General features: G+C 67.0%; 15 protein-coding genes, 1 tRNA gene, 1 rRNA gene and 6 pseudogenes. 14 read left to right on the top strand and 9 right to left on the bottom strand.

The window, feature by feature from the left end; all coding sequences use genetic code 11:
- Positions 1 to 72: 72 nt before the first annotated feature.
- Together rrf and BLQ03_RS01895 are read left to right on the top strand one after the other, a co-directional pair.
- Positions 73 to 187: ribosomal RNA gene (rrf, locus tag BLQ03_RS01900) — 5S ribosomal RNA — on the top strand.
- A gap of 91 nt (positions 188 to 278) precedes the next feature.
- Positions 279 to 355, top strand: a tRNA-Met gene (locus BLQ03_RS01895).
- Positions 356 to 458: 103 nt separating this feature from the next.
- On the opposite strand, the pseudogene BLQ03_RS01890 reads toward BLQ03_RS01895, so the two are convergent.
- Positions 459 to 1,523 (bottom strand): annotated as a pseudogene (locus BLQ03_RS01890) (molybdopterin-dependent oxidoreductase); the annotation flags it as partial.
- A 208-nt stretch (positions 1,524 to 1,731) separates the two neighbouring features.
- Here BLQ03_RS01890 and BLQ03_RS18770 point away from each other — a divergent pair.
- From BLQ03_RS18770 to BLQ03_RS01875, 5 genes and pseudogenes are all read left to right on the top strand, one after another.
- The gene (locus tag BLQ03_RS18770; RefSeq protein WP_245688634.1) at positions 1,732 to 2,322 is read left to right on the top strand and encodes a hypothetical protein; all 591 of its coding nucleotides are present in this window, start codon (positions 1,732 to 1,734) and stop codon (positions 2,320 to 2,322) included.
- 6 nt (positions 2,323 to 2,328) lie between these two features.
- Positions 2,329 to 2,481, top strand: coding sequence for a hypothetical protein (locus tag BLQ03_RS18550; RefSeq protein ID WP_217629637.1), 153 nt, complete (start codon positions 2,329 to 2,331; stop codon positions 2,479 to 2,481).
- Positions 2,438 to 4,314 (top strand): annotated as a pseudogene (locus BLQ03_RS19295) (pyrroloquinoline quinone-dependent dehydrogenase). Before BLQ03_RS18550 ends, BLQ03_RS19295 begins: the two are co-directional and overlap by 44 nt.
- A gap of 139 nt (positions 4,315 to 4,453) precedes the next feature.
- The gene (locus tag BLQ03_RS01880) at positions 4,454 to 4,786 is read left to right on the top strand and encodes a four-helix bundle copper-binding protein (protein ID WP_090752078.1); all 333 of its coding nucleotides are present in this window, start codon (positions 4,454 to 4,456) and stop codon (positions 4,784 to 4,786) included.
- A 286-nt stretch (positions 4,787 to 5,072) separates the two neighbouring features.
- Entirely contained in the window at positions 5,073 to 6,188 is a 1,116-nt protein-coding gene (locus tag BLQ03_RS01875; protein WP_090752076.1) for a flavodoxin family protein, read from the top strand.
- Between the two features lie 166 nt (positions 6,189 to 6,354).
- Here the strand turns inward: BLQ03_RS01875 and BLQ03_RS01870 are convergent, their stop codons facing one another.
- A complete protein-coding gene (locus BLQ03_RS01870) occupies positions 6,355 to 8,223 on the bottom strand; it encodes a YbhB/YbcL family Raf kinase inhibitor-like protein (protein ID WP_175558737.1) in 1,869 nt (622 codons plus the stop codon).
- A gap of 205 nt (positions 8,224 to 8,428) precedes the next feature.
- On the opposite strand from BLQ03_RS01870, the pseudogene BLQ03_RS01865 reads away from it, so the two are divergent.
- Positions 8,429 to 9,662: pseudogene (locus BLQ03_RS01865) on the top strand (helix-turn-helix domain-containing protein); the annotation flags it as partial.
- Positions 9,663 to 9,886: 224 nt separating this feature from the next.
- On the opposite strand, the gene BLQ03_RS01860 reads toward BLQ03_RS01865, so the two are convergent.
- Together BLQ03_RS01860 and BLQ03_RS01855 are read right to left on the bottom strand one after the other, a co-directional pair.
- Positions 9,887 to 12,067 carry a catalase gene (locus tag BLQ03_RS01860; RefSeq protein WP_090752074.1) on the bottom strand — a complete coding sequence of 727 codons (2,181 nt, stop codon included), beginning with the start codon at positions 12,065 to 12,067 and terminating at the stop codon, positions 9,887 to 9,889.
- A 498-nt stretch (positions 12,068 to 12,565) separates the two neighbouring features.
- Positions 12,566 to 13,539, bottom strand: a pseudogene (locus BLQ03_RS01855) (IS5 family transposase).
- A 53-nt stretch (positions 13,540 to 13,592) separates the two neighbouring features.
- Between BLQ03_RS01855 and BLQ03_RS18765 the strand changes: the two are divergent.
- A pseudogene (locus BLQ03_RS18765) lies at positions 13,593 to 13,835 on the top strand (IS5/IS1182 family transposase); the annotation flags it as partial.
- Positions 13,836 to 14,151: 316 nt separating this feature from the next.
- Here the strand turns inward: BLQ03_RS18765 and BLQ03_RS01850 are convergent.
- Positions 14,152 to 15,176, bottom strand: a pseudogene (locus tag BLQ03_RS01850) (IS110 family RNA-guided transposase).
- A gap of 200 nt (positions 15,177 to 15,376) precedes the next feature.
- Between BLQ03_RS01850 and BLQ03_RS01845 the strand changes: the two are divergent.
- Positions 15,377 to 16,057, top strand: a complete 681-nt coding sequence (locus BLQ03_RS01845) for a phosphatidylserine decarboxylase (RefSeq protein WP_090752072.1) — start codon at positions 15,377 to 15,379, stop codon at positions 16,055 to 16,057.
- Positions 16,054 to 16,794: a CDP-alcohol phosphatidyltransferase family protein gene (locus BLQ03_RS01840; protein ID WP_090752070.1), complete on the top strand. Its 741-nt coding sequence runs from the start codon at positions 16,054 to 16,056 to the stop codon at positions 16,792 to 16,794. The genes BLQ03_RS01845 and BLQ03_RS01840 overlap by 4 nt, the downstream gene beginning before the upstream one ends.
- On the opposite strand, the gene uvsE is transcribed toward BLQ03_RS01840, so the two are convergent.
- From uvsE to BLQ03_RS01820, 4 genes are all read right to left on the bottom strand, one after another.
- Positions 16,791 to 17,915, bottom strand: a complete 1,125-nt coding sequence (uvsE, locus tag BLQ03_RS01835) for a UV DNA damage repair endonuclease UvsE (RefSeq protein ID WP_090752068.1) — start codon at positions 17,913 to 17,915, stop codon at positions 16,791 to 16,793. The genes BLQ03_RS01840 and uvsE overlap by 4 nt on opposite strands.
- Positions 17,908 to 18,969, bottom strand: a complete 1,062-nt coding sequence (locus BLQ03_RS01830; protein WP_217629632.1) for a single-stranded-DNA-specific exonuclease RecJ family protein — start codon at positions 18,967 to 18,969, stop codon at positions 17,908 to 17,910. The genes uvsE and BLQ03_RS01830 overlap by 8 nt, the downstream gene beginning before the upstream one ends.
- A gap of 153 nt (positions 18,970 to 19,122) precedes the next feature.
- Positions 19,123 to 19,974, bottom strand: a complete 852-nt coding sequence (locus BLQ03_RS01825; RefSeq protein WP_090752066.1) for a dienelactone hydrolase family protein — start codon at positions 19,972 to 19,974, stop codon at positions 19,123 to 19,125.
- Positions 19,971 to 21,626 carry an alpha/beta hydrolase gene (locus BLQ03_RS01820; RefSeq protein WP_090752063.1) on the bottom strand — a complete coding sequence of 552 codons (1,656 nt, stop codon included), beginning with the start codon at positions 21,624 to 21,626 and terminating at the stop codon, positions 19,971 to 19,973. Before BLQ03_RS01820 ends, BLQ03_RS01825 begins: the two co-directional genes overlap by 4 nt.
- Before the next feature lie 254 nt (positions 21,627 to 21,880).
- On the opposite strand from BLQ03_RS01820, the gene BLQ03_RS01815 reads away from it, so the two are divergent.
- The 3 genes from BLQ03_RS01815 to BLQ03_RS01805 all read left to right on the top strand — a co-directional run bounded on the left by BLQ03_RS01815 (position 21,881) and on the right by BLQ03_RS01805 (position 25,321).
- Positions 21,881 to 22,939 (top strand): ABC transporter ATP-binding protein, encoded by a 1,059-nt coding sequence (locus BLQ03_RS01815; RefSeq protein ID WP_090752061.1) that lies wholly within the window; start codon positions 21,881 to 21,883, stop codon positions 22,937 to 22,939.
- A gap of 64 nt (positions 22,940 to 23,003) precedes the next feature.
- A complete protein-coding gene (locus BLQ03_RS01810) occupies positions 23,004 to 24,332 on the top strand; it encodes an ABC transporter substrate-binding protein (RefSeq protein WP_090752059.1) in 1,329 nt (442 codons plus the stop codon).
- Positions 24,333 to 24,385: 53 nt separating this feature from the next.
- Positions 24,386 to 25,321 (top strand): carbohydrate ABC transporter permease, encoded by a 936-nt coding sequence (locus BLQ03_RS01805; protein ID WP_090752058.1) that lies wholly within the window; start codon positions 24,386 to 24,388, stop codon positions 25,319 to 25,321.

Here is a 25,321-nt window from a genome sequence, read left to right as displayed (position 1 = left end):
CCTGTCGTCTTCCTCAGCATCACCTTGGACAACCTGTGGCGAAAGCCGCAACGCTGAGCGTTTCTTTCCCGGTCTGGTGGCCATAGCACGAGCGAAACACCCGATCCCATCCCGAACTCGGCCGTTAAGCGCCGTCGCGCCAATGGTACTGCGTCTCAAGACGTGGGAGAGTAGGTCACCGCCAGACCTGGAAAGAAACGCACATCTCTCTGAAACGATCGCACCACCCCCCGCACCCAAAAACCCGCGGGGAACCCGCTGCACAAACGCAGCACGGACGCGGGGTAGAGCAGCCCGGTAGCTCGTCAGGCTCATAACCTGAAGGCCGCAGGTTCAAATCCTGCCCCCGCAACCAGTCTTAGCGAAGATCCAGCCGCCTCATACGAGGCGGCTTTTTTGTTGTCCGCTGCCGCCAGCAGCGCCATCAGGTCGCCCTGAAGGTCGATATCGTGGCGGCGGTCCTCGCGCCGCAGGCCCGAGGTCCGCTCGATCTTGTTCCCCGGGATCTGACTTATCCGGTCAACGAACTCCTAGTAGCAGGCGGTGTGGCTTTCCAGAAAGGCATGGTCGATGATTTGGCGGTTGTTCCGCTCGTCTTGCGCGATCACGCGCTTGCAGATCCCCGCCAGCGCCGCGACATCGCCGCCCTGCTTCACCTACAGGTAAAGGTCCGAGATCGTCGTCGAGGGCGTCACCGTCATCTGAGCGGGTTTCTGCGGGCGTGCGAACTCGACCAGGCCGCGTTCGCGTATCGGGTTGAAGGTGACGATCCTGCAGCCGCGTTCCCGCGCAGATCTCAGCGTGTGCAGGAAGCGGGGCGAGTTCGATCCCGTGTTCTGCCCCATGAAGATGATCAGGTCGCAGTGGTCGAAGTCGTCTAGCACATAGGTGCCGACCGACACGCCGATGAACTTCTTCAGCCCGACGCTGGTCGTCTCGTGGCACATGTTGGAACTGTCGGGCAGGTTGTTATGCCCGTAGAGCCGCGCGAACAGCGCGTAGAGGTAGGATGCCTCAAGGCTCGCCCGGCCCGAGGTGTAGAAGACCGTCGATTTCGGATCCAGCGCCCTGAGCCGCGCTCCGATGCCTTCGAACGCCTCGTCCCAAGTCGTTTCGACATAGTGGTCGGTTGCCGCGTCATAGCGCATTGGATAGGTCAAACGGCCGGTCTTTTCCAGATCGTGGTCGGAAAGCTCGCGAAGCTCAGTCACGCTGTGCTCGGCAAAGAAATCCGGGCCGCAGCGGTCGCGGGTCAGATCCCAGATGGTCGCCTTGGCGCCGTTCTCGCAGAACTCGAAGGAATGGGGATGCGCAGGCTTGGTCCAGGCGCAGGAGGTGCACATGTGCCCGCCGGGCTTGTTCTGCCGCATCAGGGTGCGGAATGCCCTCGCGGTCGGCCTTTGGTCGGCCGAGATGCGCCCGACGCCCTTGAGCGAGCCTCAGCCGCCGGTGGCATTGGTGTAATAGGAGGTGTCCTCTCGCTGCTGGGTGGATTCGACTCCGGTGGGCTCGTCCTCGCTCATCATTTTGTCCTCTGGGCGGTGGACATGCAGGCGCCGGGTCAGACCTATCGGCAACACGAGCGCACGGTGCCAGGTTCCAGCGCCGACGACAGCCTGCATCCGGCGGCGAAGGCCGCGATGCCCCGGCGTATGCCACGTGGAACGCCCGTCTCAGCGGAACCCCTGTTCCCGGAGCCGGTCGGGAATGGATACCTGTCCCGAGGAGGAGATGATGGCGCACGTCCGGCCTGACGATCGATCCACCATCCACTCTGCCGAGCGCGCCGGTGCACGGCATCAGGTGCCCCGGGCCCATCCCGTCGCACGTTGGACCACGATCATTCTCGGTGTGGTCTTCCTGCTGGTCGGCGCGGCGCTGGTCGCCGGCGGTGTCTGGCTGATGGCGCTGGGCGGGTCATGGTACTACTTGATCGCGGGGCTGGACCTCCTTCCGGTTGGCGTGCTGCTGACGATGCAGCGCATGGCCGCACTCTGGCTTTATCTGCTGATCTATCTTGGAACTTGGATCTGGGCAGTCTGGGAGGTCGGCTGGAAGGTCTGGCCGCTCGTGCCCCGCGTGGTCGCCCCGACCGTGCTGCTGGTTCTCGTCCTCTGCACGATCCCCATCCTGCGGCGCACCGGTCGCCAACGCGGGTCCGGTACGATGCTTGGTGCCAGCGGGGCGGCAGTGGCCGCGCTTGCACTCGTTGCGGTGGGAACGCAGCAGATCGTCCAGCCCGACCGCGCGATTGCCCAAGAGGAAGTGCCCTACATCGTGCAGGCCCAGGCCGAGGAATCTGACGTCGGACCGACTGGCTAGCCAGTAATGCCCGTGGCGCAGGCACCGGCAGCCGGACAGGCGGCTGCGCCTGCTGCGGCCCCCGAGACCCGCGCGGCGATGCCTATGCTGGAGACGGGCACTGACTGGCCGGCCTATGGCGGCACGATTAATGGCACGCGCTATTTCCCCTTCGACTAGGTCGATAGGGAGAACGACCTCGCTTGAACGGGCGCGGGAATACCGCACCAGCGATATGCCCGCCCCGGACAGCGAAGGCGAATATGCGGCCGAGACGACGCCGCTGAAGATCGGCGACGACCTGCTGCTCTGCTCGGCGATGGGGGACATCATCGCGATGGACGCGGCGACTGGGCTGCAGGAGTGGCACTTCAAGGCCGGTGTTTCCGAGGACGCCATCCCCTACAGCGCCAGCTGCCGCGGCGTGGCCTATTACGCGGATCCGGCGGCCGACCGGTTCGCGCTTTGCGCCGAGCGGGTGCTGGCCGGCACGCTGGATGTGCGGCTGATTGCGGTAGATGCCCGGACAGGGAGGTCTGCACGGGCTTCGGCCAGAACGGGCAGGTCGATCTCGAGCGCGGCCTGGGCGACACGGTGCCGGGCTGGGTCGCCGTGATCTCGCTGCCCACCATCGTGCGCGGTGTTGCGGTGATGGGGCATCAGGTCAGCGCCGGTCAGGCCCGCAACGCGCCTTCGGGTGTGATCCGCGGCTATGACGCGGTCACGGGCGAGTTGTTGTAGGCCTGGGATCTCGGCAATCCCGGGCTGACCGGACTGCCGCCCAAGGGCGAGACCTACACCCGCGGCACCCCCAACATGTGGACCATCGCCGCCGGCGAGGAGGAACTCGGTCTCGTCTACCTGCCCATGGGCAACCCTGCCGTAGACTGCTGAGGCGGCGACCGATCCGAGGCGGAGAGCGAGTATTCGACCGCGCTGGTGGCCATCGACGTGACCACGAGGCGCCCGGCCTGGCACTTCCAGACGGTGCATTACAACGTATGGGACTATGATCTGGGCAGCCAGCCCGCGCTGGTGGACTTCCCGGCCGAGGGCGGCACCGTGCCTGCCGTCATCCTGTCGAGCAAGCAGGGCGACATCTTCGTGCTGGACCGCCGCACGGGCGAGCCGCTGCACGAGGTCGAGGAAGTGCCGGTGCCGCAGGGCGGAGTCGAGCCCGAGAACCTGTCGCCCACCCAGCCGGTGTCGCGCTGGCACAGCCTGCTGATGCCTGACCTGACCGAGCGGCAGATGTGGGGCATGTCGCCCATCGACCAGATGTGGTGCCGCATCCAGTTCCGCCGCGCCTATTGCGAGGGGGCCCTATAGGTCCCCAGCGCCGACCGGCCGTATATCCAGTTCCCGGGTTACAACGGCGGGCAGGATTGGGGCAGCCTGGGCCTTGATCCCGTGCGCGGGGTGCTGATCGCCAACTACAACAACACCGCGAACTACAACCGTCTGGTGCCCCGCAAGGTGGCCGAGGCGGAAGGCGTCACTGCCATCAACGATCCACAGGTCGGCGACTGGGAGCCGCGCGACAACATCGACCCGCAGGCCGGCACCCCTTGGGGCATCCAGCTCGATGCAGGCTGGCGCGTGCCGCTGACGGGGATCCTCTGCACCCAGCCTCCTTGTGGCGGCATCCGCGCCATCGACCTGGCCTCCGGCGAGACGCTGTGGGATCGGGCACTCGGCTCGGCGCGCCGCACCGGGCCCTTCGGCATTCCATCCATGCTGCCCTTCACCATCGGCACGCCCAACAACGGCGGCCCGGTGGTCACGGCCGGAGGCCTGATCTTCATTGCCGCCACGACCGACAACCTCATCCGCGCCATCAAGATGGGCGAGACGCTGTGGAAGGACGTGCTGCCCGCCAGCGGGCAATCCACCCCGATGGTCTACGAGCAGGGCGGCCCGCCATACCTGGTGATGATGGCGGGTAGCCATCACTTCATGGAAACGCCCATCGGCGACCATGTCATCGCGTGGACCCTGCCGCAGCGCGAGTGACGTAGGCCCCGGCCCGGTCGGGCGTGTCGTTAGGGAACGGCCGTCCGCTCTGCCCGTTGTCCTTCCACGGCCATCGCCAGCACGAGGTGACGACGGCGAATTGCACGAGCAGGACAGGCCGCAAGTGAAAGGATGGACCATGCACGCCATGACACCCGAGATGCAGAGTTGCATCGACGAATGCCTCGCCTGCTACCGGACCTGTCTGGGCGAGGCGATGAACCACTGCCTTGAGGCGGGCGGAGAGCATACCGAGCCCGCGCACTTCCGCACCATGATCGCCTGCGCGGAGATGTGTCGCACCAGCGCGCATCTGATGCTGACAGGCTCGGACCTGCACAGGCACAGCTGTGCTGCCTGTGCCGAGATCTGCGAGGCCTGCGCTGAAAGCTGCGAGGGCATCGAGGGCATGGAATCCTGCGCCGCGCAGTGCCGCCGCTGTGCCGAAAGCTGCCGCCGCATGGCCGCCTGAGACCCGCTTTCCGCCCTGCGCCTGAGCGGTCCGTCTGGCGCTATCCCGGCAGAACGGAAACCTGCGGAGGCGATGGCTGACCCGATCAAGAGAAAATATTCAAGCTTGCTTCCGGTGTCGCAAGTCGGCATCTGCGGTTCCCCACTGCATGGTGTGGCGGGGCGGCGTCGGGCAGATCGGGATGCGCATGGTGCAGGAATGGTGGGTGCGCGACCTGTGATCGAGGTCGTTGACGGAGCCGTCCGACGATCCCAGCGTTGGGAGTAGCCCACGGACAGGAGCCATCATGCGTATCAGGGATCTCGCTCGCCAAGTGATCGGCAACCCCATCTCGCCCGAGCCGCGGACCGGGTCCGACAGCCCGCGCCTTGACGAGGCCGAGTTCAAGCGCCGCTTCCGCAGCCAATTCCAGGACCCGGCCTTCGACGCGCTCGGCCCCGAACTCGGCCGCATCGCCGAGGCGGCTTGGGACGGCTATGCGCATGAACGGAAAAGCCCTCTGACCCGCAAGGCCGGTCCTGGCTACGCCGACCCGAACTATGACCTGGCGGTGGACTGGATCGAGGCACGCGAAGCGATCGAGGCCGCGCAGGCCCGCCACGACGATCCGGACGGCCCCCTGCGCGTCCTGCTGATCAACGGATCGGGCCGGTCGGAACATACCTGTCCCGGCGAGCTGTCGAAATCCTGGCGGCTGGCGCAGCTTGCCCGCGAGGTGCTGGAGGACGCCGCGATATCGGTCCAATTTCTCGATCTTTCGCGGCTTGCCTCGGAATACGGGCGCCATATCCATCCCTGCAAGGCCTGCTTCTCGACGGCGGCCGCGCTCTGCCACTGGCCCTGCTCGTGCTATCCAAACTATTCGCTGGGGCAGGCGCAGGACATGATGAACGAGATCTATCCCATGTGGGTCGAGGCCCATGGCGTGATGATCGTCTCGCCGGTCAACTGGTTCAGCCCGACATCGGGGCTGAAGCTGATGATGGACCGGCTGGTCTGTGCCGACGGAGGCAACCCCGACCCGACGCTGACCCACGGCAAGGACGCCAAGGCCGCCAAGCGCGAGGAGCTGAAGGGCTGGTCCTATCCGCGCCACCTCAAGGGGCGAATGTTCTCGGTCGTGGTCCACGGCGACGCCGAGGGGGCCGAGAACGTCCGCCGCTCGCTCAGCGACTGGATGCGGTCGATCCAGATGGAAAGCGCAGGCTTCGAGGCCGAGCTTGACCGCTACATCGGCTATTTCAAACCTTACGCCACCAGCCACGAGGAACTGGACCGCGACGAGGCGGTGCAGGATGAGGTCCGCAACGCCGCCCGCACCTTGTGCCAAGCCCTGCAGGCGCGGCGGGCCGGCCGGTTGCAGCCGACCGGAGAAGGGTTGGAGGAGCCGCGGGAGAAGTAGCGGACCGCCGGCGGCCAGATGGCCGGAAGGTCGGGAACGGCGACCGGTCCGAGGAAACGGCCGCAGGAGGGTCCTGCAGTTCATTCCCGCATCGGCCGCAGCCGCGACAGGCAACCTATCGCCAGCTTGCCCCGCCCCGTCGTCTTCGCCGGGCGGGGCCGCACGTTTACTGCGTCGGATCCTGCCGGGCGTATGTGCCGATTACCTCGCCTGCGGCCAGCACATGGCCCTGCATGGCTTCAAGCAACTCGACCCGCCCCGCGCCGGCCGGCAGGTCGAGCCTGGTGTCGAGCGCGAAGACCTGGAAGTGATAGTCATGCGGCGGGTCCCCCAGCGGCGGCCGCATTCCGAACCAGCCGACCGAGCCCTGATCGTTCGCGCCCTGTCTTACCCCTTCGGGTAGGGGCAGCGCTGGGGTGCCCGGGACGCCATCGCGCAGTTCGGTCACCTCGGCGGGGATGTCCCAGATCAGCCAGTGAACGAAGGGCGGCTCTTTCGGCACGTCCGGGTCCTCGACCACGATGGCATAGCTTTGCGTGCCTTCGGGGCCTTCGGCCCAGTCGAGCGGCGGCGAGATGTTCTCGTGCTCGGCGGCATGGGCGTCGGGGATCGGCTGACCCTCCGCGAAGGCCGGTGAGGTCACGTCGATCGGACCGCCCTGCGGCTGCAGGATGGCCGAGGCCAGTTCAGCCTCGCCGGGGGCGGGAGGCGTCGCCGTGTCCTGCCCTCCGACGCCGACCCGCGCGCCGTCCGCATTGGTCGGCTGCAGCGCCGCCTCGTCTGCTGCCGCGCCTTCGCCCTCATGGGCAATACGGTAGATGACGCCGTTCTTGTCATCCGACAGGTAAAGCGCGCCGTCCGGCCCCTGCGCCAGACCGGCCAGCCGCCCGAGGTGGCCCCAGCCCGAGGGGCTTTCCGCGTCCTCCATCAGGAAACCGGTGACAAAGGGTTCGAAGCCGACCGGCTTGCCGTCCTCGAAATCGATCCGCACCACCTCGTAGCCCGAGGGAGGGCGCCGGTTCCACGACCCCCGCATCGCGACATAGGCGTCGCCGCGATACTCCTCGGGGAAGGCCTCGCCGGTGTAGAAGGCCATCTGCATGGGCGCGGAATGGGGAACATACATCCCCACAGGGGCCGTGCTCTCGGCGGCCCATTCCTCCATAGTGATGCCGGCGGGGGGGTCGTCCTGCGGGTTGAAGCGGTCGTCGTCATAGACATAGGGCCAGCCGTACTTGTTGCCCTTGACGATGTGGTTCAGCTCCTCGTGCTGTTCGTTGTCGCCCAGCCAGTCGATGCCGTGATCCATGCCCCACAGCTCGCCGGTCTCGGGATGGAAGCCGAAGCCGATCGTGTTGCGCAGACCGCTGGCGAAGATGGTCGAGCTGCTGCCGTCCGGCGCGACCTGCATCATGGTCGCGTTCTTCGGGTCGGGCTCGGCGCAGGCGTTGCAGGTCGAGCCGACCGAGACATAAAGCATCCCGTCCGGCCCCACGGCCAGCGTGCGGTTCGGGTGCTGGCCGGCGGTGGGCAGGTCGTCCACGATCGGCTCGCCCAAGGGTTCCAGGGTGCCGTCCTCGCGCCGGGTTGTGCGGTAGATGTCGTTGACCGTGACGAGATAGACCGTGTCGCCGTCCACCGCGACGCCATGCAGGTCGGGACGACTGGCGACCGTCTGCTGCTGGTCCGCCCGCCCGTCGCCATCGGTGTCGCGCAGCATCAGAAGGTCGCCGACCTCACGGCGCGAGACATACAGGGTGCCGTCATCCGCGACAGCGATCATGCGCGGGTTGACGAGGTTTTCGGCGAAGACCGAGATCCCGAAGCCTTCGGGCAGGGACAGGCGGTCCAGCCGCTCGGGCGTGGGCGCAAGCTGCGCGGGTTCGAGGATGCTGCCGACGACCGTGACATCGGCCGCCTTCGGGTCCTTCAGCTGCTCCGACACCGGCGGCGGCTCGGCCGTCTGGGCCAGGGCTGCGCCCCCGGCGGCAAGGGCAAGGGCGGCGGCCGAGGTGGCCAGGCGGATCTTCGGCATCGGGAACCTCGCGGAAGGGAAGGGGATGCAGGCCCAGGATCGGGACGCCGACGAGAGCGCGTCTCGGCAACCCGCCCCGGACCTTCCCGGTTCCGCGAGGGCCGGAACGGATGCCGCAGGGAACATGCGGGTCTGACGTCAGCATCCCTGGGACAGATCGGCTGAAGGAGGGTTTCTGGCTCATCGTAACCTTCATGGAGCGAAGATGAGCAAGAAACCCGTGACGACGAAAGTCGAGGTCGATCAGGCCGTGAAAGACATCCGCCGGGCGACCTGCAAGGTCCACAGCGCTGAAGAAAAGATCCGCATTGTCCTGGCTGAGCTTTGCGGAGAGGACTGCATCGCAGAGCTGTGCCGCCGCGACAGGCAAGCAGCGGCGAGGTGAAGGATTTGCGCGCCGAGGCCTTGGCGCTCAAGGAAGTCATGGCAGAGCTGACGCTCAAAAGTCGCCTCCTCTAAAAAAAAAACGATCGGAGCTGGGGGCGACCACAAATGAGATACTCTGGCACCGAAAAGCTCGAGATCATCCGCATTGTCGGGCAGTCCAACCTGCCTGTCCGCCGGACCCTGGCCCAGATCGGGATCCCGCCGACAACCTTTTACCGGTGGTATGATCGATACGTCGAGCATGGCCCGGAGGGGCTGGACGACTGCCCGTCCCCGCCATCGAAGGTCTGGAACCGCATTCCCGACGCTGTGCGTGACCGGATTGCCGCTCTGGCCCTACAAGAGCCCGACCTGTCGCCACGGGAGCTTGCGATCCACTTCACGGATACGGAGAGGTATTTCGTGTCAGAAGCTTCCGTTTATCGGCTGCTGAAGTCCCATGACCTGATCACCAGCCCTGCCTATGTGGTCAAGGCCGCGGACGAGTTCAGGGACAAGACGGCTGCGCCGAACCAACTGTGGCAGACCGACTTCACCTGTCTCAAGGTGACTGGATGGGGCTGGTTCTACCTGTCCACCGTTCTGGACGACTTCCCGCGGCTCACATCGTGGGCTGAAGGCTTTGCACCAGCATGGCGGCGGACGATGTCAGCGCAACGCTGGATACTGCCTTGGCGGCATCCGGGTGTGGCCGGGTCACCGTGCTGCACAAGCCCGGCTGCTCAGCGACAACGGCCCCTGCTATCGCCAGCGACCTTGCCGAATACTTCGACCAACACGGCATGGATCATGTCCGCGGAGCCCCAAATCACCCGCAGACGCTGGGCAAGATCGAACACTGGCATCAGACCCTCAAGAACCGGATCCTGCTCGAGAACTCCTACCTGCAGGGTCAACTCGAGGCGGCCATCGTCGCCTTCGTCGAGCATTGCAACAACCATTGCCATCACGAGAGCCTCGGCAACCTGGCACCCGCTGGCGTCTACTTCGGGCGCGGGCCGGCAATCCCGGCAGAAAGGGAGAAGATCAAGAAACTGACCCTCCAGTCCAAAAATCACGCAGCCTGTTCCAGATCGTTCGACGACGGACACTTCTTGTTGGTGAAGATCAGCAGGCCTGCCGAAAGGAACTGCGCTGGGTCATGCCAGCAGGGAAAGGCCACTTATTTCTAGGGCAAGCCGAGTTCATCTGGCGGTGCTCGGCCGGCTCCTTTCACAAGATTGCGAAAGGAGCCGCCGCTTGCGCGACGGCTCCCTGTTGCGCCCGAACCCGCCGATCAGCGGGCCGGCCAGATTGTCGCCTCGCGGTCCCAGTTGCGGTCGCCGAGCTTCGCTACCAAGGAGTCGGGGCTGCCCGCTTCCAGCACGAAGGCGTCGGGCTCGACATTGGCCTTCTGCAGCAGGACCTGCGCCTCGGGCGTGGCCGCGATCGCCTTGAGATGGGCAAAGGCATCCGACACCCAGTCGATTGCGGCCTTGTTGCGCGCCAACTCCGCCGCACCCGCGGCCGAGGCGACGACCGCCACCCCGTCGAAGATGACCGAGGGCGCGCCGTCGAGCAGGGCGTCCGCCTCCATCTGCCTGCCGCTGGCCAGCACCGGTCCGCCCACCTTCGGGCAAACGACCATCACCGTCGCGCCCTGAGCGGTCGCGGCCGAGCGCAGCGCTTCGACGGTGTTGCCGTCCGCGCCGTCGGTGACGAGGATGCCCAGCTTGCGGCCCTTGGAGCTGTGCTTGGACTGCTTGATGATCGACAGCGCATCCGACGGCGGCACCTTCACCGCGGGCTTCGCGGCTGGCGCCGCCGGGGGCAGGTCCATCGCCAGCCCGTTCGCCACGCGCTGCGCCAGGTCCTCGTCGATGTTGCGCAGCTGCGAAAGCTGGCGGATGCGGATGTGCTTCAGCTCGCACTTGGACAGCTCGAAGATCAGCGCGCTGACGATATGCGCCTGCTCGACCGGGGTCTGCGACAGGTAGAACTGCCGCGCCTGGGTGAAGTGGTCGGCGAAGCGCTCGGGCCGCACGCGCAGCTTCTCGGTCGGCTCGTTGCCAAGCTCGGTCATGCGCGACAGGGTGCGGTAGCCGCCCCGGGCATCCGCGCGCGGACCCGAGGGCTCGCCCGCCTCGCCCAGCGAATTGGGCTCGTAGTTCGCACGGCCCTTCGGCACCTGCGTCTGCATCAGCCCGTCGCGGTTGAAGTTGTGCATCGGGCAGCGCGGCGCGTTGATCGGGATCTGGTGGAAGTTCGTCGTCCCCAGCCGCGACTTCTGGGTGTCCATGTAGCTGAACAGCCGTCCTTGCAGCAGCGGGTCGTTGGAAAAGCCGATGCCCGGCGGCACGTTCGTGGGCAGGAACGCGACCTGTTCCGTTTCCGCGAAGAAGTTGTCGGGGTTGCGGTTCAGCTGCAGGGTGCCGATGAACTGGATCGGCACGTCCTCTTCGGGGATGATCTTGGTCGCGTCCAGCACGTCATAGGGCTGTCTGGCCGCGAACTTTTCGTCGAAGACCTGGATGCCCAGATCCCATTCGGGATAGTCGCCCTTGTCGATCGATTCCCACAGGTCGCGGCGCAGGAAATCGGGGTCGGCGCCCGAGATCTTGACCGCCTCGTCCCACAGGGTGGACTGCATCCCCAGCCGCGGCTTCCAGTGGAACTTGACGAAGCTGACCTCGTCGCGGTCGTTGATCAGGTGGAAGGTGTGGACACCGAAGCCTTCCATCATGCGGAAGCTGCGGGGCAGGGCGCGGTCCGACATCAGCCACATGATCATGGCCTGGGTTTCCGGCACCAGCGACACGAAGTCCCAGAAGGTGTCATGCGCGGACGCCGCCTGCGGCATCATCCGGTCGGCCTCGGGCTTCACCGCGTGGACGATGTCGGGGAACTTGATGGCGTCCTGGATGAAGAACGGCGCCATGTTGTTGGCGACGAGGTCCCAATTGCCCTCCTCGGTATAGAACTTGGTGGCGAAGCCGCGCACGTCGCGGGGCGTGTCCTTGGACCCCTTGGACCCGGCCACGGTGGAGAACCGCACGAAGACGTCGCAGCTGTTGCCCTTTTTCCGGAACAGCGCGGCGCGGGTGAGTTCGGGAATGGCACGGGTGACGGTGAAGGTGCCATGCGCGCCCGAGCCGCGCGCATGGACGATGCGTTCCGGGATGCGCTCGTGGTCGAAATGGAAGATCTTCTCGCGCAGCACGAAGTCCTCCAGCAGCGTCGGCCCGCGCGTCCCCGCCTTGAGGCTGTTCTGGTTGTCGCTGATCGGGACGCCGTGGTTGGTGGTGATGCGGCCCTGCGGATCGGTGGTAGTGTCCTGCGGCTCGCCGCCCTGACCGGTGCCTTCCTGATAGCGCGTGTCCACGGCGTCGCTGTTGCTGTGCTTCTGCAGCGAAGCCGAGGTGGTCGGGTTCGACGACGACAACTGCGCGGCCGGTTGCGGCCTGCCTTCGGTCTTCATGGCTGGATCCTCTCTGTCGAGCTCGTTTGTGCGTCACGCGTACCGACAGGAAGGCCATGGCCAGAGGCCGTGGCTCATAGGGTCGGGGCGCGGGGTCTCAACATGGCGCGCGAACGACTCGTTCCATTTGCTATCAAGCCTGACCCGGACCTGCCGTCCTGCCTCGACGGGGGCTCAGGACCTCCCGCACCCGCACCTCGCACTTGCCGAGCAGCACGTCGCCCTGCAAGGCGCGGTTCATGGTATCGCGCTCCTGTATCCATTTGTCCGCCGGGCGCGCAGTTAGCGGGATGATGCTTCGGGGAAGGCCGGCGGCGAGACTCGAGCCGCCCTATGTTGCGGCGCGACCGCCTGCCAGTTTGGAAAGGCGCAGATCGATACCTTCCACTGTCTGGGTGCCTCCAGGCCACAGCAGGATTTCCACCGCAGTGACTGACTTGACCGGCGTTGTTGCAGAAGTCTGCTGCGGGACGTGATTCCAGGTTTTCCCCGGGGATATCAGGCCACGCGGGCGATCTCAGCTTTCCCAAGAGCCGAGAAGCGGTTCATGAGTGCGACGCGGACGTGGATTTCGGCGCCTTGGCGGTCCGGATCTCGCGAGGCGATGCGTTCACCGAACGACTTCAGGCACCGCATCTTCGCCTCGATGCTGCTTCGGACATGGTAACCGGCCAAACGTTTCCAGTTTGCGCGTCCAAAGCGTCTGTTCGCTCGCAGCGTCTCATTGCGTACGCGGGCCGCGGGGCAGTCCTCCTTCCAGAACCGCCCGTTCCTGCGGATCGGGAGTGAGGGCCTGACTGCCATCGGTCCGAAGGAAGGCCCGAACGCCGTTCCGCCCCGTGTGAGGATAGCCGCATGGCAGCGGCGGGTGTCGAAAGCGCCACCACCGGTTACAGTGCCAGTCTGCTCGTCAGAGGCGATCTGACCGAGCAGGTCGGGCAGCAGCGGGCTGTCGCCCTCGCGGCTCGACGTGAACTCGACGGCGCTGATATCGCTTGTGGCTGTGTCCATGGCCAGATGAACCTTCCGGTATCGACGCCTGCGCTGTGCGCCGTGCTTGCGGGCCAACCATTCGCCATCTTCAAGGAACTTGATGCCGGTGCTGTCTACAAGACGGATCAATGGTCCCGGGGCACGCCGGAACGGAACCTGCACCGCGAGGCTCTTCTGCCGCCGGCACAAGGTGGAATAATCCGGAACCGGCCAGTCAAGACCGGCAAGCTTCACGATGCTGGTCATCATGCCGGTCGTTTGCCGGAGCGGCAGGACGAACAGAACCTTGATCATCAGGCAGGCCTGGATCGCCGCATCGGAGAACACAATGGGACGACCAGAACTTCCATCCTGGGTCCCAAGCCAAGCCAAGCCATGTCCTTGTCCAGCCAGATCAGCAGCGAACCGCACTTCTTCAGTGCCGCCTTATCGGCGTTCCAGTTCGTTGTGCGGTAGCAGGAAGGTTCGGGCTTCGTCATGCCGTGACCTTTGACCTGTCAAAGGCACAGCGTCCTGCAGACCGTGGAGTTGAAAGACGATCACTGCCGGCGCCCTCGCAAGAAGTGAAGCACTGCGGGCATCGAAATACCTTGGCCGGGCGCTGTGGCGGTGATGGAGCGGATGTCACCGCCCGAGCCGTGTCGAAGTCAGGAGGCAGCGCGTGAAACTGCTGCGACAGTGCCTGATGGCGCGGGACTTCGGCCGCCAGGTTGCAGAACTTCAGGTCTGCCTTTTTCAACGGCCATCCGCTCTTGGCATCTCTGTCACAGAGGCCATGGTATGGATCGGTCCAAGGAAAGGGAAAGCCCGGCCCTCACCCGATTTGTGCAACATGTGTAACCGCCCCACGCGCAAGAGGGATTGTTGGAGCTGACCTTGGCGCGCTGTCGGGTGCTGACATGTGTCCCGCCTCTGCTGCGGCCCTCGTCATGCCGCGGGCCCGTATGGTGTTCGCGGGCCAGGTCCAGATCAAAGCGGCGTGCTCGGAGGCACTCTGTTGCGCACTGGTTCTCCCGATCCCGTCCAACGACCGTTGCGCCATACCGCTCCTTGCCCTCTTCCGCTCCGACGCCCTCGCGACAACGGTCGGCTTATGCCGCCGCGGCCGGAGACTGGTACACGCTTCCCCGAGCCATCAGGGCCCAGACAATCCGCGCCATCTTGTTCGCCAAGGCCACCTGCACCAGCAGCGGCGGCTTGCGACATGTGTAACCGCCAGCCAGTGCCCGGCCTTGCCTTGGCATGGACGTGACGTTTGATGATCACGCTGTTGGCGCCCATGATCAGCAATCGCCTCAGCGAGCGTTCGCCCATCTGCGTCGTCGCCCCGAGCCGCTGCTTGCCACTGATCGAGTGTTGCTGCGGCGTGAGGCCAAGCTAGGCAGCAAAGTCACGACCTCGGCGGAAGGTCTCGGGTGGCGGGGCCAGGACCGCGATGGCCGTGGCAATCCGTGGATCGATGCCCGGCACCGTCATCAACCGCCGAGCGACCTTGTTCTCCCTGGCCCGATGGGTGATCCCGGCATCGAGCCTGGCGATCTCCGCCTCAAGATGGGCGAGCGCCGCCACCAGTACCGTCAGCGTGGCGATGGCATCGGCAGGCAGCCGCTGTCCGGATCCTCGACGATCGCGATCAGCCCTGCGGCACTGGCCGCACCTTGGGGCACGATCTGCCCGAACTCGGCCAAGTGCCCGTGCAGCGCTTTGATTGCCTGCGTCCGCTGCCGGATCAGAAGCTCGCGCACACGGAAGACCATCGCGGCGCCCTGCGTCTCTTCGATCTTCACCGGCACGAAGCGCATCGTCGGGCGCAGCGCGGCTTCGAAGATGGCCTCTGCATCAGCCGCGTCATTCCTCTGGCGCTTCACAAAAGGCTTGACGTAGGCCGGCGGGATCAGCCGCACCTCATGACCCAGCTTCCCGATCTCACGGCCCCAGAAATGGGAGGCGCCGCAGGCTTCCATAGCGACGACGCAGGGGGACAGCGTACGAGGAATTCCAGCACCTGATCCCGCCGCAGCTTCCTGCGCAGCACCGCTTGTCCCGAAGCATTGTCTCCGTGGAGCTGAAAGACATTCTTCGCAAGATCGAGCCTGATCGTGGTAATCTCCGACATGACCGCCTCCCCTTTGTGGATCGTCGCAGGCCCACCCTGGCACAGCGATATCGTCGGGGGGCGCTCACATCATCAGAGCCGGTATCCTGTACCTAGGCCTCCCGGCCAAAAGGCGCAGCGTCGCGGTGATCTTCCGGGATGGATCACCGGGGCCGGAAGCCATTATGACGGGCCAGCCAAACGGAACAGGAGAGTCCGCGATGCGGATGCGCGACACCATCATCAAGCCGATGCACCCGGAGGGTTTCCGCTTCCTGGCCATCTTCGCCGTCATCACCCTGCTGCTGTTCCTGTTGTGGGAGCCGCTCGGCTGGATCGGGGTCGGGCTGACGGTCTGGTGCTACTACTTCTTCCGCGACCCCGAGCGGGTGACTCCGGCACGTCCCGGGCTGGTCGTCAGCCCTGCCGATGGCATTGTCTCGCTGATCGAGCCGGCCGTTCCGCCCGCCGAGCTGGGGATGACCGACATCCCCCTGACCCGCGTCAGCGTCTTCATGAGTGTCTTCAACTGCCACGTGAACCGCAGCCCCGTCGCGGGCGAGGTCACCGCGATCTCCTACCGGCCCGGCAAGTTCTTCAACGCCTCGCTGGACAAGGCCAGCGCGGACAATGAACGCAACAGCCTGCGCATTCGCATGGAGGACGGGCGCGATCTTGCCGTGGTGCAGATCGCGGGGCTCGTGGCGCGGCGCATCCTGTGCTTCGTCAAGCCCGGCGACCGGCTGGGAACGGGTGAGCGCTTCGGCCTGATCCGCTTCGGCTCGCGGCTGGACGTCTACCTGCCGGCAGGGGTCGAGCCGCTGGTCCGCGTGGGCCAGACCATGGTGGCGGGCGAGACCGTCCTGGCCGAACTCAACGGGGATGCAAGGGGGCCGGCATGACCGAACCGGTGACTTCGCAATCCGAATTCTCGCTGTTCCAGTTGCTGCCGAACGCGCTGACGATCCTGGCGATCTGCGCCGGGCTGACGGCCATCCGACTGGGTGTGCAGGGGGATTACGTCCTGTCCGTGCTGCTGATCATCGGCGCGGGGATCATCGACGGGATCGACGGGCGGCTCGCGCGGCTTCTGGGCAGTTCCAGCAAGATGGGCGCCGAGCTGGACTCGCTGGCCGATTTCCTGAACTTCGGGGTGGCCGCGCCGCTGACGCTGTATTTCTGGGCGCTGCAGGACATGCGGGGCTTGGGCTGGATCTCGGTCCTGGTCTTCGCGGTCTGCTGCGTGATCCGGCTGGCGCGCTTCAACGTCACCGCCAAGTCCGACGAGCCGCGCGACAGCGCCTATTTCCAGGGCGTGCCCTCGCCCGCCGGGGCGCTGCTGGTCATGCTGCCGATGTATCTGTCCTTCGCGATCGCCGACCGGGCGGTCCTGCCGGACACGGCGATCTGCCTTTACATGATCGTCGTGGGCCTGCTGTTGATCAGCCGCCTGCCGACCTGGTCCTTCAAGACCACCAAGATCTCGCGCGAGAACGTCAAGTTCTTCCTGGTGGGCGTCGCGGTGGTCGGGGCGGCGCTGTTCAGCTTCGCCTGGCTGACGCTGATCGTGCTGTGCCTGGGCTATGTGGCCATGGTGATCTGGGGGTGGATCGCGGCGCCAAGGCCCCGCCGCCGCTAGCCGTCCTCGTCCCCGACCGTTTCGGCCTCCATCCCCTGGTCGAGCATCTCCTCGGCCAGAACGGCGGCGCCTGCCGGGCCCGCGCCGAAGCGGGCGGCCACGTCGGGGGCATAGCGCGACAGGTCCGATCTCAGCCTGAGAAGCGACAGGTCCTTGGTCTTGGCCTCCAGCATGACGTCGAACTCCAGCCCCTCGGCCTCGCGCATGAAGGTCGCGAATTCGAAGGGGTTGGTGAAATCCGCGTGGCCGGTCCAGACCGGCGGCAGCAGCACCGTCTTGATGCGCGAGGTGGGCTTCACCACGCCCCTTGTCAGCGCGCCCTTGCGGGGGCTCGCGCTCTTTGCCGCCTCGCGCTCCTTGTCGGTCACCTTGCGCTTGATCTCGCGCATCTCGGTGCGCGGAGAGGAGAAATGGATCTTGGGCCGCACGCCCTCGGGCCAGGATCGCAGGACACGCTCCAGCGTGGGGCGCAGCGCCAGTCCTTCGGGGTTCAGGCACCAGTGATGCTGATAGTCGAAGATCAGCGGCACGCCGCAGCGCTCGTGGATCCACAGCACGTCGGCGGCGGAAAAGCGGATGTCGTCGTTCTCCAGCACCAGGCGGCGGCGGACATGGTCGGGGCATTGCTCGTAGCCCTTGATCCAGCGGGCGCGGCTTTCCTCGCGGTCGCCATAAACGCCGCCGACATGGGTGACGAGGACGCCTTCGGGGCCCATGCCCATGCGGTCCAGCATCTCGGCCTGCGAGGCGAGGTCCCAGATGCTTTTCGCCGTCAGCGAGGGATCGGGGCTGTTCAGCAGCACGAATTGCGACGGGTGGAAGGACAGCCGGATGTCGAGCTCACGCGCCCGCCGCCCGAGCGCCGCCAGCTCGGCATCGCTTTCGGCCACCATGTCGTGGAACTGCGGCATGTCGGGGTGCGTCGCGTAAGGCGCGAGGTCCGAGGACATGCGGTACATGTCGATGCCCATCTGCACGATATAGTCGAAGATCGCGTCCAGGTATTCCAGCGAGGTCCTGAGATGCGGGTTCTGCCGCCAGCGCCGCGTGTCGTTGCTTTTCAGGCCGGGCCTGCCCATCACCTTGACGGGAAAGCCCAGGCGCAGGGGGCGGTCACTCATGGGGCAGGGTCTCCTCGGGAAAGCCGATCCGGGCGGCGAAGTCGTTCCAGTCGGCGGGACGCAGCGCCCCGCCCGTGGCCTGGGCATGGCCGCCGCCGTATTCAGGGCCGGCGCCCGCGGGCCGGTGCCCGGCCAGGAAGCGGATGAGGTCGGTGCCTGTGGCGCTGCGGGCGGCGAAATGGACCCAGCCGGGGCGATAGCCGGTGTTAGCGGCCAGCACGATCTTGTCCTTCAGCCGCCCGCGCCAGGACTGCGCGACCAGCGGATGGATCTGGCAGGGCGAGGAAAAGCGGATCAGCGCCACATCGCCCCGCACCTTGGGCGGCACGCGCCTCGCGCCTTCCAGCGCCGCCGCGACTTCGGCCTTGGCGGCAAGCAATTGGTCAGTCTCGGGATGCCCGCCCTTCAGCAGTTCCTTGGGCGAATTGCATCTCAGCAGCAGCGCCAGGGCGGGCGCAGGGTCGGCCAGGGCGGTGCGGCGCGGGGCGTTGACCAGCGAGGCGGCATCGCGCAGCGCGGTCTTGCCATGGCGCGCCTGTGCCTCGGTCAGTTCGGGGAAATCCCCTTCGGCCATGTCGCCGACCAGCCCCAGCGCCGCGAGCCACAGCAGGTCACCGGGCGGATCGAGCGCCTGCACGCACCACCAGGCCAGCAGCGACGAGGTCGGCTCGGGCAACCGGCCGTTTCCGGTGATCACCACCGCGTCGCCGGGGGTGCCCCGGGGCACGTGGTGGTCGATCAGCACGGTCGGCGTCCCGGGCAGGATCCCGCCCTCGCCCACGCCGAGGTCGGTGACGATCAGCCCGCCGGGGCGGCGCGCCTCGAGTTCGTCCCGAAACGGGGGCGACCAGGGGTTCTCGCCCTTGCCCATGATGCGGATGTCGGCGGGCTGACCTGCATGGTCGAGCGCCCGCGACAGGATCGCCGTGGCCGACAGCCCGTCCGCGTCGAAATGGCCTAGGATCAGCGGGCGCCGATCAGGCGCGAAGCGACCCAGCGCGGCCCGGAAGGCGGCGCTTGCATCGGCGGGGGTCTGGACGGGCGGGCAGGACATGGCCCTCAACGGCGCAGGCCGCAGGTGGTTTCACGACTTCATGGGCAGGAGGGCGTTCCGGGGATCGTCTGCGGCCAAGCTCCTGCTGATGAACGGCGGGCCGCATCCCGCACTGCCCACGGTCCCACCGAGACCAGGTAAGCAATCCCTCCCTCAGTTCAGGCTTTCCAGAAACTCCTCCACCTCACGATCCGTGCGCTCCCGCAGGGCCGCGTCGAAGCTGAGGGGGGACAGTGCCGAGCGTTCGCGCTGGTCAAAGCCGTGGTCGGCGCCGGGCAGGACCTCGACCCGGATGCGCGCACCACGCCCGCGCAGGCGGTCGGCCATCTCCTCGCAGGCCGGGGCGCTGGTGATGCGGTCCTCGGCAGCCAGGATCATCAGGATCGGCGGGGCTGCGTTCCAGTCGCCCTCATCCGCGCCGTTCAGCAGCCCGCAATAGGGGTAAAGCAGGATAATGCCATCGAGCCCGCGCAGCAGCCTTGCCGGGTCCGAGGGCCAGCTCCCCAAGCCCGGCGGGGCCTGCCCGGTCAGGGCAAGGCGCAGGAACTCCATCGCCGTCCATCCGCCATGCGAGGCCCCCAGCACGACCCTGCCGCCCTGAAGCAGTGCCGGGTCGGCCAGCGCGACGGCCAGGTCGCCCGCCCGCTCGGCCCCTGGCAGCGCCTGCCCCGCGCAGACCAGCCGCCAGGCCTCGAAGCGGTCGAGCCCGCGCGGGCGGTGACTGTCCAGGATCAGCGCCCGGTATCCCTGTGCGGCCAGACGGTCGGCCCAGAAGTCCATATTGTCGTGGACGCCGTCGCAGCCCGACAGCAGCACCGCGCCGCCGGTCTCGGCCGCGCCCGGGAAAGGTGCCATAACGCTCCAGAAGGGCGCCACTTCCGCCCGGCGCAGGGCCGGGGCCTCGGTCGGGCCGACCAACCCGGCCCAGTGCCGCGCCGTGTTGGCGCCCAGCCCCGCCAGGATCAGGACCGCCAGCGCGGCGGCGATCAGCAGCGCCAGTCTCATTCGTTGTCGCATCCCTGCTGGAATCCCCTGTCGCAGCGGGCAGCCAGTCGGGCGCTGTCTTCGGCGGTCCAGCCCTCGGGGTCGGTCACGGCCACCCAGGGACCGATGTAGTCGCGGGCGTAATAGGAATGGCCGTGTCCCTCGGGGGCGCTGGTGGCCAGGATCATGTCCACGACCAGCTGGAACTGGGTCACCACGGGGGTGAAGCTGAGGTCGGGCGACACGTCGGGTGCCGGGGGCTCGCGCATCCAGGCGGGCGCGCGCCACAACGAGGCGGGCTCGTAGAAGACGATGGGATCGCTGGAATACTGCAGGAACATCAGGCGCATGTCGCCCCAGCCCTGCGGACCGCCCGCATCCTGCGTGTGGCTGGCGAAGCGGATCAGCCGTCCCTCGCCCACACGGGGGGCGACATAGGGGCTGTCGGGCCGCCGCTCGGCCATGGCCTCGTTCCAGCGGGCCGAAGGGAAGGGCGGTCCTGCCCAGAGCGCGCCGTCGATGGGGTCGTCCAGAAGCGCGAAAAGATCCGTGCCATACATCGAGGCCCAAGCCCCGAGGCTCAGCCCGTGGACATACAGGCGCGGCCGGCGGTTGCGCGGCAGGCTGCGCCAGTGGCGGTGGATCGTGCCGATCAGCGCCCGCGCCTGGTCGAGGCCCGCGCGGGTTTCCAAGAGCAGCGCCATCGGCGACTGCAGGTAGGAATACTGGACCGCCACCGTCGCGATGTCGCCGCCATGCATGTATTCGACCACATCGAAGCTGCCCGGGTCCAGCCAGCCGGTCCCCGTCGGCATGGCGACGATCATCACCTCGCGCTCGAAGGCGCCGAGGCGCAGCAGTTCGGCCAGGGCACGCTCGGCGCGGTCCTGCGCGCTGTCGGCCTCGGCCACGCCCACGTAGACCCGGATCGGGTCAAGGGCGGGCCGTCCCGCGAAGGCCGCGATGGCGCGGGCATCCGGCCCCTGGGTGACGAAGTTCCGCCCCGGCTGGCCCATTGCGCCCCAGTCGATCAGCGAGGCCGCGCTGCCGGGTACCCGGGCATCGCCGGGCGGCGGGGGCGCGGTGTCGAACAGCTCCTGCGCGGCGGTATAGGACTGGTCCAGCCCGCGGATCACGCGGTCCAGCACGCCGTCGCGGGTGATGACCGCAAGCGCCAGCGTCACCAGCAGCAGCCCCGAGACATCCGCGGTCCGCCGCGGCATGTGCCGGTAAAGCCACGCTCGCAGCCGGTCAAAGGCCCAGCGCACCAGCGCCCCCAGCAGCATCAGCACCGCGAAGACCAGCAGCGCCACCACGGCCATGTTCGGAACGTCCACGCTGTCGAGCAGCTCCATCCCCATGCGGCTGCGGATGCCGTTCTGCCAGTCCCGCGCCCGCGCCAGGCAGAAGACCAGCAGCGTGAGCGCCGGGACCCCGGCCAGCAGATGCGCGGCCGTGGCGACGTGGCCGCCGGGGGTGGGCAGGTCCAGCGCGCGCCACAGCGTCACCATCAGGCGCCCGATCATGTAGCCCAGCGCCGCCACCACTCCGCCCAGCACGCCCTGCACGAGCCATCCGCGCGGGATCAGCGAGGGCGTGAGCGAGGCGGCGAAAAGGGCCAGCCCCAGATAGAGCGGGAAATGGGACACGTCGAGAAATCGCCGCCGGTGCATTCGGTCCGCCTGTGCTTCGGTCGCCCGCAGGTTTGGCAGCTTTCCGCGCCGATGACAGCGCAAGATCACGAGACCGTGGCGGGGCGGGCCCGGGTCGCCCAAGCTTCGGCGTGGCGCCGCCGGGGGGCTATAGCGCTTTTGTATACATTGATGGGCGAGCGGCGGCACGCCTGTGCAAACCAACAAAACGCTTGCCAGCCGGAAGTCTCCGCGCCTAGCATCCTTGCAATGAATACCTTTGGAAGGGGGTGTGCATGGCTTCGGTGACGATCGACGGCGTCCGCAAGTCCTATGGCTCGCATGAGGTCCTGCACGGCGTCGACATCGGCATCGAGGAAGGCGAGTTCGTCGTCTTGGTCGGCCCCTCGGGCTGCGGCAAGTCCACGCTTCTGCGGATGCTGGCGGGGCTGGAACATATCACCGCCGGGCGCATCCTGATCGGCGGGCGGGTGGTCAACGACCTGCCGCCCAAGGACCGCGACATCGCCATGGTGTTCCAGAACTACGCGCTCTACCCCCACCTGACGGTGGCCGAGAACATGGGCTTCTCGCTGAAGCTGGCGGGCGCCTCGCGCGCGGCGATCGCGGAGAAGGTGCGCCCCGCGGCCGAGATCCTGGGGCTTGCGCATCTGCTGGACCGCTATCCCCGGATGCTGTCGGGCGGGCAGCGCCAGCGCGTGGCGATGGGCCGCGCCATCGTGCGCGACCCGCAGGTCTTCCTGTTCGACGAGCCGCTGTCGAACTTGGACGCCAAGCTGCGCGTCACCATGCGGACCGAGATCAAGAACCTGCACCAGCGCCTGCGCACGACGACCGTCTATGTCACCCACGACCAGATCGAGGCCATGACCATGGCCGACAAGATCGTCGTCATGCACGATGGCCGGGTCGAGCAGGTCGGCGCGCCGCTGGAGCTTTACGACCGTCCGGCGAACCTGTTCGTCGCGGGCTTCATCGGCAGCCCGGCCATGAGCATGATCCGCGGCACGCTCGCCCCCGACGGCAGCTTCGCGGCTGCCGACGGCACCCGGCTGCCGCTGGCCGACACGGGCCGCGCGCGCGCGGGCCAGCCCCTGGTCTACGGCGTCCGCCCCGAGGCGATGCGGCTGGGTGGGTCCGTGCCCCTGACCGTCGAGGTGACCGAGCCCACGGGGGCCGAGACCCATGTCGTCGGCCGCATGGGCGGCACCCCGATCACCGGCGTTTTCCGCGACCGCATCAGCGTGGCGCCGGGCGGGACGCTCGACATCGCCATCGACCCTGCCGCCGTCCACCTGTTCGACGCCGAGGGAGGGCAGCGCCTGACCGCCTGACATAACAACCCCGCCGCGCCGGAAGAGGAGCCTGCGCCAAGGGGACGACAGAGGAGGAGAGTGAATGACCATCGACCGCAGAACGCTGCTCAAGGGCACGGCCGCGATGGCTGCCGCCGGCGCCCTGATCGGCCCCTTCGGCGCCCGCCGCGCCGCCGCCCAAGCGGCAGCCCCAACCGGCGCCGCCATGTTCACCCCCGAGGAGGGCGCGTCCCTGCGCCTGCTGCGCTGGGTGCCCTTCGTCAAGGGCGAGGAGGACGCCTGGAACGCCAACACCCAGGCCTTCACCGAGGCCACCGGCGTGCAGGTCACCATCGACCAGGAAAGCTGGGAGGACGTGCGTCCCAAGGCCGCCGTGGCCGCCAACGTGGGCACCGGCCCCGACATGGTGATGAGCTGGTTCGACGACCCCTTCCAGTATCCCGACAAGCTGGTGGACGTGACCGACCTCTGCACCATGCTGTCGGAACGCCACGGCGGCTTCTACGAGGGGCTTGCGGCCTATGGCCAGCAGGACGGCAAGTGGATCTCGACGCCCCTTTGCGCCATCGGCAACGCGATCTGCTACCGCGACAGCCACATGAAGGCTGCAGGTTTCAATGAGTTCCCGAACGATACCGCCGGCTTCCTGAAGCTCTGCCAGGCACTGAAGGAAAAGGGCACGCCGGCGGGCTTCCCCCACGGCAAGGCGGTGGGCGACGGCAACAACTATGCCCACTGGCTTCTGTGGTCGCACGGCGGCCAGACCGTCAACGAGGCCGGCGAGGTCGTCATCAACAGCCCCGAGACGGCGGCCGCGATCGAATATGCCAAGCAGCTTTACGCGACCTTCATCCCGGGCACGGAAAGCTGGCTGGACATCAACAACAACCGCGCCTTCCTGGCCGGAGAGGTGTCGCTGACCGCCAACGGCGTCTCGCTTTATTACGCCGCGATGAAGGACCCGGCGATGGCCGAGATCGCGCAGGACATCCGCACGGTGAACCTGCCCATCGGCCCTGTCGGGCAGTCGGTCGAGCTGCACCAGACCTCGACGATCTCGATCTTCAACCACTGCAAGTTCCCGAACGCGGCCAAGGCCTACCTGGAATTCATGTTCCGGTCCGAGAACATGAACCGCTGGCTGGAGGCGGCCAGCGCCTACTGCTGCCAGTCGCTGCGCGAGTTCGAGGCGAACCCGGTCTGGACCTCGAACCCGATCCACGCGCCCTATGCCAAGGCGTCGCAGTCGCTGCGGGTGAACGGCTATGCCGGGCCGCTGGGGCCGGCATCGGCAGGGGCCATGGCCGACTATGTGCTGGTGGACATGTTCGCCGAGGCCGTGACAGGCCAGCGCTCGACCGAGGACGCCATCGCCAACGCCGAACGGCGCCTGCAGCGCTACTACCGCTGATCCCCCGGGGTCGGCGGGCCTGAACCGCCGGCCCCTTCCTTTCAGGAGGGACCATGACCGCCACGCTTGAAACACAGGCGCCCCGCAGGCGCCGCCTTGGCCGCCTGTCCGAAAGCCGCAATGGCCTGGGCTTCCTGTTCATGCTGCCCGCGGCGATCTTCCTGCTGTTCTTCCTGACCTATCCGCTGGGACTGGGGGTCTGGCTGGGCTTCACCGACACCAAGATCGGGCGGCCCGGCATCTTTGTCGGCCTGGAAAACTACCAGTGGCTCTTCGACGACCCGGTCTTCTGGCTGGCGGTGTTCAACACGATCTTCTACACGGCCTTCGCCTCGATCGCGAAATTCGCGCTGGGCCTGTGGCTCGCGCTGCTGCTGAACCGGCACCTGCCGTTCAAGAACTTCTTCCGCGCCATCATCCTGCTGCCCTGGGTCGTGCCCACGGTGCTGTCGGCCATGGCCTTCTGGTGGATCTTCGACAGCCAGTTCTCGATCATTTCCTGGACGCTGATGCAGCTGGGGATCATCAACCAGCCCATCAACTTCCTGGGCGACCCGTGGAACGCGCGCTGGTCGGTGATCGCGGCCAACATCTGGCGCGGCATCCCCTTCGTGGCGATCTCGCTGCTGGCGGGGCTGCAGACCATCCCGCAGTCGCTGAACGAGGCCGCGGCCATCGACGGCGCGACAAGCTGGCAGCGCTTCACCAAGGTCACGCTGCCGCTGCTGACGCCGATCATCGCGGTGGTGATGACCTTCTCGGTGCTGTTCACCTTCACCGACTTCCAGCTGATCTACGTCCTGACGCGCGGCGGCCCGGTGAACGCCACGCACCTGATGGCGACGCTGTCCTTCCAGCGCGCGATCCCCGGCGGCCAGCTGGGCGAGGGCGCGGCGATCGCGGTGGCGATGATCCCCTTCCTGCTGGCGGCGATCCTGTTCAGCTTCTTCGGGCTGCAGCGCCGCCGCTGGCAGCAGGGCAACGATTGA

It is taken from the genome of Paracoccus chinensis (genome assembly GCF_900102885.1).
Classification (GTDB): Bacteria; Pseudomonadota; Alphaproteobacteria; order Rhodobacterales; family Rhodobacteraceae; genus Paracoccus; species Paracoccus chinensis.
The sequence above is the reverse complement of the archived record's forward strand: the minus strand, read 5'-3'. Positions and strand labels throughout refer to the sequence as shown.